The sequence below is a fragment of the Rhodococcus sp. BP-261 genome (assembly GCF_019835205.1).
GTDB lineage: Bacteria > Actinomycetota > Actinomycetes > Mycobacteriales > Mycobacteriaceae > Rhodococcoides > Rhodococcoides kyotonensis_B.
In genome coordinates this window covers 1-15850 of sequence record NZ_JABUCO010000020.1, presented here as the reverse complement: position 1 = coordinate 15850, position 15850 = coordinate 1, and the positions used below count along the sequence as shown (strand labels likewise).

Sequence of the window (15850 nt, the reverse complement as noted above, 5' to 3'; positions counted from 1 at the left end):
CGGCCCGAGTGCGGTGGTTTGGTCCGGTGGTCTGGGTCCCCGGAGTTCTGGGTCCCCGGAGTGACCGAATGTCACATTCGGTCACTCCGGGCGGGCCCACCGGAGCGAAGGCGCCCCTCGGTCACTCAGAGTGACCCGAAAGCTCCATTCGCTCCGAACCCCCCAGCCGGGGCCACCAGAGCGAGGGCGCCCCTGAGTCACTCAGAGTGACCCGAAAGCCACATTCGGTCCGAACCCCGGGCGCAAGTCCGAACCCCCGGGGCGGGACCGACCCCCGGCCGGGCCTACCAAAGCCCATTACCCCAGGTGCGCAGTTTTCTTACCCGCCAGACCACGCCAGGCGAGGTTTTCGAGCAGGTCCGCGGCCGCGTCGACCTCGATTTCGCCACCGGCGACGCGGTCCGCGACAGCTTCACCCGCCCCGACGAGGGCGACAGCCATGAGGCCGAAATTCTGGCCCGGCTCCGGGTCCTTCGTGCTCATCTCGAGCAGTCCGGCGGTCAGTTCGATGAGCCGATCACGACTGCTCTGCACCTGCGACGCGAAGGCCGACTGTCCGATGGCCTGCCGGTACAGCACCATCCAGGACTTTCGGTGTTCGCCGACGAAGCCGAGGAAGCCGAGGAGTGCGCGTCGTAGCTGCTCGCGCGGAGTGAGCGTCGGGTCGGCGGCAGGGGTGAGTGCCTCGACGAACTTGACGCCCTCCCGGTTGATGCACGCGGCGAACAGTTCGTCCTTGGATCCGTAGTACAGGTACAGCATCGGCTTGGAAATCGACGCCTTCTTGGCGATCGCATCCATCGAGGTCTCGTGAAAACCGTTGTCGGAGAACACATCGACCGCCGCGTCGAGCATCTGCTGCTCCCGGACGGCGCGGGGCAATCGCTTGGAGCCGCCAGCCATGTGTCCTCCCAAACAACGTCGAACACATAACCTTACTCCACGGTAAGGAGGCCTACGTCACTACGAGCGTTCGAAGAGCCCGTGAAATCTAGCAGGCACCCTTGAACTGGGCCACAGTGGCAGCCGACCGATCGACCTGCGCTGCAGGCAGACGCCCCGTCGCGACGGCTTCCTCGAGGTTGTCGAGCACTGCGGGCACGTCGTCGGTCGTCAGCCACAACGCCACGTCGGCGCCCGCGACCAAGGCGGACTCGACGGCTGCGACGATGCCCAGCCGATCCGTGATCGCGGCCATTCCGCTGAGGTCGTCGGTGAAGATCGGCCCGGTGAACGGTGCAGCACCGTATCCGACGCCGTCGCGCAGCAACTTCATCGCGGCGGGGCTGATGCTGGCCGGGTATCCGGGATCGGTCAGACCGGGAACGTCGAGGTGCCCGACCATGATTCCGACACCTGTCTGGGAGAGAGCCTGATAGGGAAGCAGATCGGACTGACGCAGCTGTTCGAGCGGAGGCGTCGTCACAGCACCGGTGTGCGAATCGCCGGAGCCGGAGCCGTGGCCGGGAAAGTGCTTGATGACGGGCTGAACTCCCGCGTCGCGCAATCCCTGGGCGTACGCCCCGGCGTAGGCGATGACCTCCTGGGGATCCTCGGAGTACGAACGGTCACCGATGACCGAATCGTCGGGCTGGCCACTGACGTCGACGACGGGAGCGAAATCGACGGTGATGCCGAGCTCTTTCAGCTCGGTGCCGCGTTCGAGGGCCATCTGATATGTCTGATCCGGCGTCATCGTCCGGGCTGTTTCGCGCGCCGACGGATCGGGACCCAACAGATCTTCGACGCGTGAGACCCTGCCGCCCTCTTCGTCGATCGTCACCATCGGGGGAACCGCGGCCGCCGCGTCAATCTCGGGTACTTGGCCGTAGGCGAGCGTCGACGAATCGGTCCAACTGCCGATGAAGATTCCGCCGACCTGCTCACGGGACATGATGTCGACGGCGTCGGCAGTTCCGGTGACGCCGACCGTCAACAGCTGCGCGAGACGCTGGCGTTCGGTGAGGGTTCCGACGAACGTCGCACACGCGTCGACCGGCGGCGGAACGACTTCGCTTGTCGTACCGGTCGGTTCGGCGACGGGGACGGGCGAGGACGTGGCAATCGGCGCCGACTCGGAGCTCTGACTACTGCATCCGGTGACGACACCGACCCCGAGCACCACGGCGAGGACGGGCACGGGCGAACGGAACTTCCTCATGACATTCGACCGTAGCGGAGCGGACCGTACCCACGCGATCCCGCGTCCGAACGAGATAACCTTGGACAAAAGCGACATCAGAAGGGAAATTCGATGCCTTCGGACCTGATCCTCATCGCCTACGACGGCTCCGACAACGCCAAACGCGCCATCGAGTACGCAGGCCGCTTTCTGACGACGCGGCGGGCTGTCGTCGTCACCGCATGGGAGCCGATGGTGCGCCAAGCCGCGCGCATGTCGGGACTCTCGGGCGTCATGCAGCCCGAATGGGTTCCCGACGACCAGGCCGAGGACGTCGCGCTGACCGACGCGAAGGTGACCAACAACGAAGGCGTCGCACTCGCAGAACGAGCGGGTCTGGAAGTCGAGGGCAGCTGCGCCGAATGCACGACGGCGATCTGGAGCGCCATCGTCGAGAAGGCCGACGACGTCGACGCCGACATCATCGTCACCGGCACTCGCGGCACGACGGGGCTCCGTTCGTTGCTCCAGAGTTCCGTCGCCGATCATGTGCTGCGCCACAGTCATCGACCGGTGTTGATCGTCCCTCCGGGCAAGTAACGCAGGTTCGCGGTCGCCTGAACCGCGCGTGCACCCGGGCGTCCACGCGTTCGGGTGATACCGTGAGCCGCGCGCGATCGTTTGTCCCCGGCGCCTGTCGACGAAAGTGGAGAACCGAGATGAAGTTCGCTGTCCCGGGAGTTGTTGCTGCGGTGGTCGGCGCGGTGCTGGGCGCCGGTGTCGTGTTCGGAGTGACTGCGGCGGCGTCGGACAACACCCGTCCCGACATCGATCGTTCCGGAAATGCCGACTCCTCGCTGCTGAACCAGGTTGAGTACGGCAGCCGCTGACGCTCCTGCTTCGATCTCTTCCGAACCACTCGGTCGACGGTGGCTGCTCGGCGTCTCCGCCCTCGCTTTCCTTCTCACCTTTCTCCAGGTTCCCGGCTTCACCGTTGCGGACACCAAATACGACCTGACCCAGAACCCGCTGGGCTTCCTCGCGCGCGCTGCGCATCAATGGACGTCGCAGGCGCCGCTCGGTCAGGTTCAGAATCAGGCGTACGGCTACTTCTTTCCGCACGGAGCGTTCTTCGCGCTCGGTGATGTTCTGTCGATTCCGCCGTGGGTCACACAGCGCATCTGGTGGGCACTGCTGCTGATCGCGGGTTTCTGGGGAATCGTTCGACTTGCCGAGGCGATCGGTGTCGGAAGCCGCAGCTCGCGCATCGTCGCGGCGTTCGCATTCGTTCTGTCGCCGCGCGTGATCACGACTCTGGCGTCGATCTCGTCGGAGACGATGCCGATGATGCTCGCGCCGTGGGTGCTTGTTCCGATCGTGTGGGCGTTCCGTCCGGGTTCCGACAGGTCGCCTGCACTCCGCAAGCTCGCCGCGCAGTCGGCCGTCGCCGTCGCGCTCATGGGTGCCGTCAATGCCGTTGCGACGGCGGCCGCGTGCCTCGTCGGCGTCGTCTGGGTACTGTGCCACCGACCGAACAGTCGCTGGATCCGGTTCTGCGCGTGGTGGGCAGGCTTCCTCGTCTTCGCGACACTGTGGTGGATCGTCCCGCTGCTGCTACTGGGCAGCGTCAGCCCGCCGTTCCTCGACTACATCGAATCATCCGGCACCACGACGCAATGGGCGTCGCTCGCCGAAATTCTGCGCGGCACGAGCAGTTGGACGCCGTTCGTCTCCCCCGAGCGCGTGGCCGGCGCAGTGCTGGTCACTCAGCCGGCGGCCGTCGTCGCGACGGGTGTCGTCGCAGCGGCAGGCGTCATCGGCCTCGCGATGCGGTCCATGCCTGCCCGGGGACGCCTCACCGTTCTGCTGTTCGTCGGTATCGTCGGACTGACCGCGGGCTACGTCGGTGACCTGAGCTCGCCGATCGCGGACTCCGTCCGACTCTTCCTCGACACGGCAGGCGCTCCCCTGCGCAACGTGCACAAGCTCGAGCCGGTCGTTCGAATCCCGTTGGTACTCGGGCTCGCTCACCTCCTGGCACGTGTTCCGCTGCCCGGCTCCGCGCCGTTCCGGACGTGGACCACAGCGATCGCACACCCCGAACGCGACAAGATGGTCGCCGTCGCCGGGCTCGTCCTCGTCGCTCTGACGTTCTCGACGTCACTCGCCTGGACCGGCAAGCTCGCCCCTCGCGGTGCCTATCAATCCATTCCGCAGTACTGGCACGATGCGGCCGACTGGCTCACCGAGAACGCGTCGGGAACGAGTCCCGACGGCTCCGACGCCGACCGCGCCCTCGTCGTCCCCGGCGCACCCTTCGCCCTGCAGACGTGGGGCCTGACCCGCGACGAACCGCTTCAAGCATTGGCGACGACGCCCTGGGCCGTGCGTGATTCGGTGCCGCTCACCCCTCCCGGCGCGATTCGCGCGCTCGACTCCGTCCAACGCCTCATCGCCGACGGTTCCCCGTCGGCGGGTCTCGCGGACACGTTGCGCGGCCAGGGAATTCGCTACGTCGTCGTGCGGAACGATCTGGAACCGGAGACCTCTCGTTCCACCCGTCCCGTGCAGGTGCATGCGGCACTCGACGGATCCCCGGGACTGACGCGCGTCGCCGAGTTCGGTGACGAGATCGCCCCCGGCACGGTGGAGGGCGTCACCGTCGACGGCGATCTACGGCCCCCGTACCCGGCAATCGAGATCTACGAAGTCGAGTCGACGGCAGGGGTGTCCGGCCCCTACGCCGTCGACCTGGATCGCGTGCCGTTCGTGCAGGGTGGCCCGGAATCGGTGCAGCGCTTGAACACTCGGCGTAACTCCGGCGCTCCGGACGCGGTCCCTGCCGGTCCCGTCATCCTCGCATCCGACGCGGCCGCCGCGGGCATGGACGTCGACACGGTCACCGTGACGGACACCCCGATGAATCGGGAAACGGATTTCGGCCAGGTCGACGACCACAGTTCCGCGCTGCGTTCGATCGACGAACCGCGACGGTCGCTCAACGAAGTGCCCGACTATCCGGTCGACGGCGCCGACACGGTGAACGCGGAATGGGAGGGCGCGACCATCACCGCGTCGAGCTCCGCCTCGGATTCGACGCAGATCGGTGGCACGAAGCCCGGCAGTGGCGTCGCGGCAGTCGTCGACGGCGACCTCGCGACGGCCTGGGTGTCCAACGGCATCGAAAGCGCTGTGGGACAGTGGCTTCAGGTCGACTTCGACACTCCGATACGCGGTGGACTGCTCCATCTGCGCACGAGTCCCGGCACCATCGGCGACCCCGTGAAGTGGCTCGAAATCACCACACCGAACGGCAGCACCGCGGCCCGCGTCGACAGGCCGGGTGACCCGTTGACGGTGTCGCTTCCCGGTGGCTCCACGCCCTGGGTGCGAATCACTGCGAAATCGACAGTCGACGGCACCCGAGGAAGCCAGTTCGGCATCAGCGAGCTGTCCGTCGACGACTACTCCGATCGCGATGCGCCGCAACAGGTGTCGATCGTTCACCGTGCGGTACTCCCTCCCGTGACCGACGGTGCGCGCGTGAAGGAGTGGGACCTCGGCCAGGAATTCCCCGGTCGCCCTGGATGCCTCGACACCGCCGATCGCATCCGCTGCAGCAGCGGCCTGTCGCAGCAACCCGAGGAACTGGGCAGGTTCTCGCGAACGTTGTCGGTTCCCATCGGAACTGCGGTGTTGCCGGAACTGACGCTGCGCACTCGACAGAGCCCCGAGCTGGAAGCGCTTCTGTCTCAACCCGATCGGCCTACGACGAGTGGCGCGTCGGACGTCGGCGATCTGCACGGCTCGGCGTTCGCGGCCACCGACGGCGACGACCGCACGTCGTGGACGGCACCGCAGAAGAGCGTCGAGAAGCGAGCGGGAACTCAACCGACCCTGACGATAGATCTGCCCGAGCCGACCCTCGTCGACGGTCTCACCCTGACGCCGAGCGTCGGCACCCTACCCGCGCACCCGACGCGCGTGGCCGTGAATCTCGGTGCCGGACCGCAGGTTCGGGACGTGGACACGGACGGGACCACGACCGTCGACCTCCAGCCACGGGTGACCGACCGTATCGTGCTGTCGATCGTCGACTGGGACGACGTATGGGACCGGAACTCACTCGGCTTCATCGTCCCGCAGCCGCCGGGTCTCGCCGAGGTGACGGTCCTGTCCGGTGGACAGGAAGTCGGCACAGCTGCCGATGAGTTCGCTCCCGCGAACGAGGACCGCGAGATCACCGTCGGATGCGACGTCGGACCGATCGTGTCGATTGCCGGGCAGACCACCCGCGCGTCGGTGACCGCGACGGCAGAACAATTCCGTTCCGGTGCACCGCTGCAGGCGACGATGTGCGAGGGTGTGTTCCCGGTCCCGAACGACAGGCTCAACCCGACCCCGCTGCCGGAAGGTCGACAGGACGTCGTCGTCGATCCGGGTGCGGCGTTCGTCGTCGACGGAATGCGCCTGCGCACCATGCCCGTTCCTGCATCTGCAACCGATCGTTCCGCAGGCTCCACTGCTGCCGAGACCACGCAGGCGAACACCCCCCGCCAGGTGGCGACGTCGGCGTGGGAAGAGAACCACCGTGAGATCCAGCTGAGCGACTCGACGACCGATCAGCTCCTCGTCGTCCCCGAGAGCAGCAACATCGGTTGGCGCGCAACGACTCCCGACGGCACCGTACTCGAACCCGTCGTCGTGAACGGGTGGCAGCAGGGCTGGACCGTTCCCGCAGGAGTCACTGCGGTGACGCTCGATTACCCGTCGGACACGTGGTACCGCCTCGGCATCTTCGGCGGCCTGTTGCTGCTGATCCCGTTGACGTTCTTCGCTTTCCTTCGGAGCCGAGAGACCGACGCACCCGCCCCGGCGCCCTGGCGCAGTCCGATACTCGCCTGGACGTTCCTACTCGTCGCAGCAGCGGTCGTCGCGGGTATCGCCGGGGTCGTCACGACGGCGGCTGTCGGTGCACTCGGCTGGTGGCTGGGCCGACGCTACGGACCGGACATCGCCGCGACGACGCTCGTCGCCACTGCAGGCGTCGGCACCCTGCTCTCGATGGGTCTGCTGTCCAAGGGGCCGTGGCGCGACGCGGACGGCTACGTCGGGCATTCGTATCTCGTGCAGTTCTCCGCACTCGTCGGCATCGCGGCTTTGGCGGTGAGTGCGCTTCGCACCCGTGCGTGAAAAGTTGCTCCATGGACCGACTTACCGCGCACGGGTGCGCAGCGCCCGCCTCGCCGGCTCCTCGATCAAGGCGTAGCTCGCCGCGGCGACCGGAATCGACAGGCCGACGGTCACGACCAACACCAACAGGAAATGGCCGGAGAACGGGATGAGACCGAACACCGGGAAGACCATCGCCAGCACGACGAGATGCCAGATGAAGATGCCGTAGGACCAACGGCCGAGCGCGAGCGTCACCGGATGTTCCAGCACGCGGTGCTTCCGACCTTCGTCGGCAAGGACGAGCGGCGACAACATCGCGAACGCGAGGATCGCGCCCAGCGTCACCTTGACCGCGAACTGCCACGGCTCGGGACGCACCAATCCTTCCGGCCCGGCGAGAGGCGTCGCCGACAGGGCGAACGCCACCACCGCGATGGACGCGGCAAACACCCTGTGCCCCATGACGCGATGCATCCACGTCCTGGAACTCGTCGAATACTCGGCCAGCAGCATGCCCGCCGCGAACCAGGCGAAGTAGCCGGGTAGCCAGTTGTCGTGGTGGATGGCGTCGGGCGTCGACACCGGGATGAACGCCCAACTCAGACTCGCGAGAGCGACGACGAACAGCACCGGCCGTCGGAATCGTGCTCGATCACCACGCAGTCCGAGCATCGACACGGCGATGAGCGGCAGCACCAGGTAGAACGCCACCTCGACCGACAGACTCCACATCTGAGTCATGCCCTCGGTGAGCGTCAACGGCACGAACACCTGTGTCAGAGACAGATTCGCCGCCCACACCCGCCAACTGCTTCCCGTGTTCGGCAGGAACAACAGCACCAGCGTCACGACGACCCAGTACGCGGGCAGAATGCGGACCGCCCTCGACCAGAAGTACCGCAGGATGGGTTGGGCCTGGCCGAGGCCCCGTGCGTGAGCCGCATGCGGCCGCCACAGCAGAAAGCCCGACAGCGCGAAGAACAACGCGACGGCGAGATCGAATCGTCCCCAGATGCGGCCCAGGACGGCCGAGTTCGCGGCACCGGTCTGGAACGCGACGTGCGTGACGATGATCCCGATGGACGCGAAGGCGCGCATCCCCTCCAGCGAGGGGATGAACCCGCGCAACGGAACGACTTCGCGCGGAACGGAGACAGTCGGTGTACTCATCGTCGACCAGTCAAGCACTTACGTTCGTGAAAGTTGACCATGATCGGGCGTGCCCGCGACTGCGACGCGTGATCACTGTTACTGTCACCTGCGACGTGGCGATACCAATCGGACACTCCAGGTCGGGGACGCGGGCGTTACCCGAGCTGACGGGGGTGGAAGCAGCGGCACGCCGGGAAATAAGACTAAGGAGACTGTCACATGGCGGAGCGCTCAGGGCCGAGCCGGATTGTTGCCCTCGTTCTCGTTGGCCTGGGTGCATTCCTCGTGATCGCCGCGATTCTGATACCGACCTACACGGTGTCGCGCCTCGAGAAGACGCCACTGGACCTCGAGGTCACGACGGTGTCGACCGGAACGGGCAGCGTGCTCAACGCCGCATCGCTCACCGCGGGTCGCGCACAGGTCGACCAGAACGTTCCGCTCGTGTCGCAGCGTTTCGTCACCGTCGAGGAGCCGTCGGGCGCAACGGACATGACGCTGCAGGCCGGACAGACGTTGCGCCGCAGTGACAAGCAGGGCGACACCGGCCTGCTGACCGCGACCGTCGACCGCGTCACCGTCGACCGCGTCAGCTCGATGCCCGTCGACGATCCGATCGGCAGCATCCAGGTGCAGGGTGACAAGCCCGCCGAGGAAGTGCAGCACACGGGCCTTCAGTACAAGTTCCCGTTCAACGCCGAGCAGAAGAGCTACCCGTTCTTCGACATCAACGCTCGCGCGTCGAAGGACATCGATTTCGTCGAAGAGACCGAGATCAACGGCACCAAGGTCTACAAGTACCAGCAGGACGTCGGACCGGTCGATCTGTCGACGGTCGTCAACACCCCGACCAACAAGGTCACGCTGCCTGCCGCGACGTGGGGCGTCGAGGGCGGCGAGGCTCCGGTCACGATGACGCGCTGGTACGAGAACACGCGCACGGTGTGGGTCGAGCCGGAGACCGGCGTCATCGTCAAGGGCGAAGAGCAGGTCCACCAGTACTACTCGCGCACCGCGGGCCAGCCCGAGGTCGACGTCCTGAACGCCCCGATCGCGTTCGACGAGAACACCGTCGAGTACCAGATCCAGCAAGCCAAGGACGGTCAGGACAAGCTGTCGCTGTTCGGCCGCACGCTCCCGATCATCGCGGGCATTCTCGGAGTCATCTCACTGATCGCAGGCATCCTGCTCGGCCTGCGCGGCGGCCGCGGCCCGCGTCAGCCTGCACGCACCGGCGGACCGCAGCGCACCGACGACGGCGGCTACGCCCCGCGCACCGAGCCCGTCGGCCGCGACTGGACGACGGACCGGACCGAGGAAATCCCCCGTACGAATCTGTCGAAGGAGTAGGCGACTTCGTCACCCGTGAGTGGGAATGTACAGCCCGCTATACATTCCCACTCACGGGCGCGACGCGCCTATCGCGACCGCACTCATCACCGCCGCACAGACCGCAGCGACGGACGCCGCCACGGTGACGAACTGGACCACCGTCGACGCCACCGTCGCCAGAAGCACCACCTCGACGACGAGGCCGACCCAGGCGACGGCCGCCAGGCGAGTTCTGTTGCCCGCGATAGCCCACAGCAATCCGCTCTGCAACACCGCGAGGCACGCTCCCTGCAGCGCGAAGATCCACACGTACCCCTTGACCGGTGCATACGCGTCGCCGACGAGGAGCGGCAACAGAGGCGACGCGACGGCACACCCCACGACCAGCACGGCCCCGATTCCGGCGACGACCGCAAGCGCGGATCGAAGCGCCGACGCGGACTGCTTCGGGTTCGCCATTCTCGGATACAGCACGACGCCGACGGCTTGAGGCAGCCAGAACGCGGCCTTCGTCGCGACCGCACCGAGTGCGTAGAGACCGGCCTGATCGTCGTCGAGCAACGCCTTCACGAGCACGAGATCGACCGAGGACAGCAGGATCAACGCCAGTTGCACCTGAGATGCGGCGAGCACCTCGACGACACTGAGCCGGGATGTCGACGGCCCAGTCGTCGTTCGAGTCGCAAGCCGAGCGCCGACGGCCACGATCGACGTTCCGGCCGCACTGGCCGCCAGGACGATGCCCGGCCCACCTCCGAACGCCAGTACGACGACCGCGGGCACGACCTTGCCGAGACCCGCGGCAGCCAACACGATGCTCAACGTCCCGAAACGCGCAGAACCTTGCAGCAACCCCTGTTCCGTCGCCAACACGACCAGCACGGGCGCGACGACCAACGCCGACACCGTCGCCAGCACGCCCGTCTGCAGCGCCCAGGCGACGACCGGCGACGCGACCAACGCCAGGACCGCGACGACGGCAGCGGACCGATATCCGAGCGACCGCAGCTCACCGCTGTTCCGCCCCCGCACGACATCACGCGCGACGACGGACTGCAGCGCGAGCGCAGGCACCGCGAGAACCAACTGCGCGGCGAGCAGGCTTGCGAACTCGGCGTAGCCGGCGAGGCCGAGGAAACGGCTGGCAGGCAGGTGAAGCAGGTACGACGCGGCGTTGGCCGCCATCGACCCGGCCGTGACCATCGACATCCCGGCGACCGCCGAGGTGCTGACGGTGCGGGACGGCATGGGGACACGGTATAGGGTCCCGTGAGTGGCGTGGACGCAGCGCGGCCGGACGGCCGCACCGGCAGCGTTCAGCCTGATCCTCGCGCTCGCCGTCGTCGGGCCCCTTCTCGGCTCGGGCTACCTGCTGATGCGCGACGCGGTCAGCACCCCTCGCTCGTACCTGACCGACGCCGCTCTCGGCACGACCGACGCTGCCGCCCGAGCGGTGCCGCAGGACACGTTCGTGGCGACGCTGTCGGCCGTCGTCGACGGCGGAATCGTCGTCAAGACCGTGCTGCTGCTCGCGCTGTGGCTGGCCGGGTGGGGTGCAGCGCAGATGGTGCGGGCGCTGCTTCCCTTCGCGTCGACGCCCGCGTTGCTGACGGCGTCGACCGTCGCCATCTGGAACCCGTACGTGGCCGAGCGCCTACTGCAGGGGCATTGGTCGCTGCTCGTCGGCTACGCCGCAGTGCCGTGGACTGTCTGTGCCGCCCTGACCCTTCGCCGACGCGGCCGCTGGGCCTCGCTGGCAGCCTGTCTCGCCGCTGCAGGACTGACGCCGACGGGCGCGCTGCTCGCGGCGTCGGTCGCGATCGTGCTCGCGGCGACTCCAGGCGGCGTGCATCGCGCCCGCCGAACCGTCGTGACGCTCGTGCTGGCCGTCGCGGCCTCGCTGCCGTGGCTCGTCGCGACCGTCGTGTCCGGAGGTGGAACCGAGGGCAGCGACCCGGCCGGAGTCGCAGCATTCGCAGCCCGCGCCGAACCGGGCCTCGGCACGATCGGCAGTCTCGCCGGACTGGGCGGCATCTGGAACTCCGACGCCGTCCCGCCGACTCGCACGTCCGTGTTCGCGCTGTTCGGAACGGTGTTGCTGCTGGCAGTCGTCGCGCTGGGTCTCGCACCGCTGTGGCGGCGTCGACGCAACCCGTACGTGCTCGCGCTGGGTGTCGTTGCGGCTGTCGCAGTTCTGGGCCCCACGCTGGGCGCGACCGGCCCAGGCCTGCGCGTCGGCGAATGGGCTGTCTCGAACGTCCCCGGCGCGGGACTGCTGCGCGACGCCCAGAAGTGGGTCGCGTTGGCGATGCCGTTCTACGCCCTCGCGGCCGCGGCCGGGGTCGTCTGGGTCGGTGTGCGACTGCGCAATCGATGGCTGCCTGCGGTCGCCGCGATGCTGGCCGTCGTCGTCGCGCTGCCCGACCTGGTGTGGGGCGTCGCCGGGCAGGTCGAGCCGGTTCGCTATCCGTCGTCGTGGACCACCGTCGCCGAACGACTCGAGAACGAAGCGGGCGACGTCGCCGTCCTCCCCGCGGGCATGTTCCGTATCTTCCCGTACAGCGGCGACGCGCCCGTGCTGGATCCGGCGCCGCGCATGCTGCCGCTCGACGTGCTGCAGACCGGCGAACTGATCGTCGCGGGCGGCACGGTCCGCGGTGAAGGATCACGCGCGGAAGGCGTCGAGTCCGTGCTGGTGGCCGGCGGCGACGTCGAACGAGTGCGAGAACTCGGTGTCGCGTGGGTGTTGGTGGAACGTACGACGCCCGGGCAGCTCGGCGACTCGCAGCGCACGCTGGACCAGCTCGAGAACGTCTACTCGGACGACGAATTGGCGTTGTACCGCGTTCCGGACGCACGGGAGAGAGCTCGATCGTCGGCCAACTGGTTGGTCGGCGCGGCACATCTGGTGTGGATCGCGCTGCTCGTCGGCGGGGTGAGCGTCGCGGTCTACAGACGCAAAACCTGAGCCGGCCCGGGCGACACCAGCCCGGACACGTGCGCACCCGTCGTCGACGCCTCGAGAACGTTGCGCACGCCGTGCGCGCATTGTTCCCACGAGAACTCCCGCGCGCGGACGCGTGCCTTCTCACCGAGATCGGCACGCAGGTCGGCGTCGAGCAGAAGATCGGCCACGGCATCGGTCAACGCAGGAACGTCACGCTCGGCCTCGTCGGAGCCGACGAGCAAACCCGTCACGCCGTCGATGATGGAGTCCGTGAGGCCCTTCGAGCTGCGGTATCCCACCGTCGGAACACCGTGCTGAGCCGCTTCGACGACGGCGAGACCCCACCCCTCCTTGCGCGACGGCATCACATGCACCCACGACTGCCCGAGGAGTTCGTGTTTGCGAGCCTCGTCGACGTGGCCGTGGAAGGTGACTGCGTCGTCGATGCCGAGTTCGGTGGCGCGCTGCCGCAGGTTGTCTTCCCACCAACCGCCGCCGATGACGTCGAGATGTAGGTCCGGAACACGCGGCCGCAGGGCGGCGACGGCGGCGAGCGCGTCCTCGATCTGCTTGTGCGGCACCAGACGCGACAGCACGGACAGCGACGGATGAGCGGATCGAACGTCCTCGGGGGCCTCGGGCGGAAGCGCGTCGACGCCGTTGCGAACGACGGCGATGCGGTCACGATCGACCCCGAGGGCAACCAGCTCGTCGGCCGACGGCAGCGACACCGTCAAATATTGATTGCGTCGATGCACCCGCGGCGACACGACACTCTCGAGCCACCAGCCGAGCTTGGCCATCAGCGGACCCGCTACCGGCCACTGCTCGCGATGGCAGTGATGCACCAGCAACGTCACCGGGGCGGCCGCGGCGAGGCGCGAGAAGAAGGGAATGCCGTTCTGGGTGTCGACGACGGCGTCGGGCCGGATTCCGCGCAGAGGCCCGAACCCGAGCCGACCAGCGACGATGGCAGCCAGAGCCCGCGGGTACACGCTGAGACGACCACCCCCGCGACTGATGCGGATGCCGTCGACCATCTCCTCGGCGGGAGCCCCCGGGTACGACGCCGTCCGCAGCGTCACTCGAACTCCGCCTCGCGCCAGACCCGCGCCTACCTGCTCGAGGTAGCGCTCGCTGCCCCCACCTTGCGGGTGGCCGGTATCTCGCCAGCAGAGCAGCAGCACCTCTTGCACAGCTTCCCCCATTACGGCCACGAAACACGAACTCGAAACACCCTAGCGGTTCGTCCGGCCCAGCGAAGCTCGACGCGTCAGCTTCACATACTCTTTCTGCTCGTGTCGTACTTCAGGAGCCGCAGGTCCGGGGTCACCCGTTACTTCGCGAAACGCGCGACACTGCGTCGATCGGTGAGCCTGCTGAAGGACTTCGGCCACGAACAGACCGCTCCCGACATCTTCTACGGCGCACTCGCCCGCGACTCCGTCGAGCTGATCGGCGACCTCTACCGCGGCCTGACCGGTGACGAGCTGCGCGACCGCGTCGTCGTGGATGTCGGTGGTGGCCCCGGCTACTTCGCCCAGGTGTTCCTCGACAGCGGCGCCCGGTACCTCCCGGTCGAACCGGACCCCTCCGAGATGCACGCCGCAGGACTGCAGGTGCACGGCAGCGTGCGCGGTTCCGGGATGGCACTGCCGTTCCGCAACGACAGCGTCGACATCTGTTTCTCGTCGAACGTTGCCGAACATGTGCGTGAACCGTGGACGATGGCCGAGGAGATGCTCCGCGTCACCAAACCCGGTGGCCTTATGGTGCTGTCGTACACGCTCTGGCTCAGCCCGTTCGGCGGTCACGAGACCCGGCCGTGGCACTACGTCGGCGGTCGATACGCCGCCGAACGCTACCGCCGAAAGCACGGCCGCGACCCGAAGAACCTCTTCGGAGAATCCCTGTTCGACATCGGTGCCGCCGACGGATTACGTTGGGCGCGAAGCACTTCCAACGGTGATCTACTCGCGGCATTCCCTCGCTACCATCCGCGGTGGGCCTGGTGGCTCATCGACATCCCGTTCGTTCGGGAGCTACTCGCGAGCAATCTCGTCGTGGTCCTGCGGGCTTCCTAGAACCGAGCGCGGGCACCGGTACCGTGGAACGATGACTGCGCTGGCATTGGACATCGGAGGAACGAAGATGACCGCGGCGGTCGTCGCCGAGGACGGGCGCCCCGGCGAAGCACTGGAAGTTCCGACGCCCCGGACGGACGTCTGGAAGGCCTGTTCCGAGCTGCTCGACGCGGTAGCCGTCGGCAGCGACATCGACCGCGTCGGAATCGCGTGTTCCGGGCCTGTCGACACCGTCGCCGGATCCGTCGCACCGATCAACATCCCGGAATGGAAGGACGGCTTCGGCCTCGGCGAAGCGGTAGAAAAGCAGTTTCCCGACGCGTCGGTGACGGTCGCCATGGACGGCGGATGCGCCGCGCTCGGCGAGCACAAGTTCGGCGCTGCGCAAGGCGTCGACGACGTGTTGAGCATCGTCGTGTCCACCGGGATCGGCGGCGGCCTTGTTCTCGGCGGTGAGATCGTGCACGGACGCAGCGGAAATGCGGGCCACATCGGCCACATCGTCGTCCCCGGTTCGACGACGCCGTGCACGTGCGGCGGCCTCGGCTGCGTCGAAACGGTGTCCAGCGGGCCGTCCGCGGTGCGCTGGGCTCAGGAACAGGGATGGGAAGGCTCGACGGGCGCCGAGCTGGCCAGGTCCGCGGGGGACGGTGACGTCGTCGCGATCACGACGCTGCAGCGCGCGGGCGTCGCCTTGGGGCAGGCCATCGCGTCGGCGGTGGCGCTGGTGGACGTGAACCTCGTCGTCATCGGGGGCGGATTCGCGCAGGCCGGGCCACCGCTGTGGGATCCGATCAAGGAGTCGGCGGCACTGCACGCGCGACTGCGCTTCCTCGACGACCTCGCCATCGTGCCCGCGAAACTCGGCGGGGCCGGGACGCTGACGGGCGCGGCGGTTCTGGCGGCTGCGCCACCCGTGATGCTCCTATGAGTGTCAACTGCTGATTTTCTGTGTGAGTAGCTGGAACATTTCGCGGGCGACGGCTCGTTTGAGGCAGCGGATGATGTCGCGTTTGCTTTTGCCTTGGGCGAGTCGTT

Annotated in this window: 12 protein-coding genes; 7 read left to right on the top strand and 5 right to left on the bottom strand. The window is 67.5% G+C overall.

What is annotated here, in order from left to right; genetic code table 11:
* Positions 1-297: 297 nt before the first annotated feature.
* Both HQ354_RS19325 and HQ354_RS19320 read right to left on the bottom strand, forming a co-directional pair.
* Positions 298-903, bottom strand: a complete 606-nt coding sequence (locus HQ354_RS19325; RefSeq protein ID WP_068422675.1) for a TetR/AcrR family transcriptional regulator — start codon at positions 901-903, stop codon at positions 298-300.
* An 88-nt stretch (positions 904-991) separates the two neighbouring features.
* Positions 992-2161, bottom strand: coding sequence for a glycoside hydrolase family 3 N-terminal domain-containing protein (locus HQ354_RS19320; RefSeq protein ID WP_068422982.1), 1170 nt, complete (start codon positions 2159-2161; stop codon positions 992-994).
* Between the two features lie 93 nt (positions 2162-2254).
* Between HQ354_RS19320 and HQ354_RS19315 the strand changes: the two genes are divergently transcribed.
* The 3 genes from HQ354_RS19315 to HQ354_RS19305 all read left to right on the top strand — a co-directional run bounded on the left by HQ354_RS19315 (position 2255) and on the right by HQ354_RS19305 (position 7315).
* Positions 2255-2722: a universal stress protein gene (locus HQ354_RS19315; RefSeq protein ID WP_068422672.1), complete on the top strand. Its 468-nt coding sequence runs from the start codon at positions 2255-2257 to the stop codon at positions 2720-2722.
* Positions 2723-2841: 119 nt separating this feature from the next.
* Positions 2842-3012: a DUF2613 domain-containing protein gene (locus tag HQ354_RS19310; RefSeq protein WP_084423591.1), complete on the top strand. Its 171-nt coding sequence runs from the start codon at positions 2842-2844 to the stop codon at positions 3010-3012.
* Positions 2993-7315, top strand: a complete 4323-nt coding sequence (locus HQ354_RS19305; RefSeq protein ID WP_222635388.1) for an alpha-(1->3)-arabinofuranosyltransferase — start codon at positions 2993-2995, stop codon at positions 7313-7315. Before HQ354_RS19310 ends, HQ354_RS19305 begins: the two co-directional genes overlap by 20 nt.
* 21 nt (positions 7316-7336) lie before the next feature.
* On the opposite strand, the gene HQ354_RS19300 is transcribed toward HQ354_RS19305, so the two are convergent.
* Positions 7337-8467 carry an acyltransferase gene (locus HQ354_RS19300; protein WP_068420382.1) on the bottom strand — a complete coding sequence of 377 codons (1131 nt, stop codon included), beginning with the start codon at positions 8465-8467 and terminating at the stop codon, positions 7337-7339.
* 201 nt (positions 8468-8668) lie between these two features.
* Here HQ354_RS19300 and HQ354_RS19295 point away from each other — a divergent pair, with 201 nt between their 5' ends.
* Positions 8669-9799, top strand: a complete 1131-nt coding sequence (locus tag HQ354_RS19295) for a DUF3068 domain-containing protein (RefSeq protein ID WP_068420383.1) — start codon at positions 8669-8671, stop codon at positions 9797-9799.
* 51 nt (positions 9800-9850) lie between these two features.
* Here the strand turns inward: HQ354_RS19295 and HQ354_RS19290 are convergent, their stop codons facing one another.
* Positions 9851-11029 carry a polysaccharide biosynthesis protein gene (locus tag HQ354_RS19290; RefSeq protein ID WP_068420384.1) on the bottom strand — a complete coding sequence of 393 codons (1179 nt, stop codon included), beginning with the start codon at positions 11027-11029 and terminating at the stop codon, positions 9851-9853.
* A 25-nt stretch (positions 11030-11054) separates the two neighbouring features.
* Between HQ354_RS19290 and HQ354_RS19285 the strand changes: the two genes are divergently transcribed.
* The gene (locus HQ354_RS19285) at positions 11055-12749 is read left to right on the top strand and encodes a hypothetical protein (RefSeq protein ID WP_222635389.1); all 1695 of its coding nucleotides are present in this window, start codon (positions 11055-11057) and stop codon (positions 12747-12749) included.
* Here the strand turns inward: HQ354_RS19285 and HQ354_RS19280 are convergent.
* The gene (locus HQ354_RS19280) at positions 12731-13924 is read right to left on the bottom strand and encodes a glycosyltransferase family 4 protein (RefSeq protein WP_068420900.1); all 1194 of its coding nucleotides are present in this window, start codon (positions 13922-13924) and stop codon (positions 12731-12733) included. The genes HQ354_RS19285 and HQ354_RS19280 overlap by 19 nt on opposite strands.
* 102 nt (positions 13925-14026) lie before the next feature.
* On the opposite strand from HQ354_RS19280, the gene HQ354_RS19275 reads away from it, so the two are divergent.
* Together HQ354_RS19275 and HQ354_RS19270 are read left to right on the top strand one after the other, a co-directional pair.
* Positions 14027-14812 (top strand): class I SAM-dependent methyltransferase, encoded by a 786-nt coding sequence (locus HQ354_RS19275; RefSeq protein WP_068420388.1) that lies wholly within the window; start codon positions 14027-14029, stop codon positions 14810-14812.
* Between the two features lie 31 nt (positions 14813-14843).
* Positions 14844-15743, top strand: a complete 900-nt coding sequence (locus HQ354_RS19270) for an ROK family protein (protein WP_068420390.1) — start codon at positions 14844-14846, stop codon at positions 15741-15743.
* Positions 15744-15850: the final 107 nt, after the last annotated feature.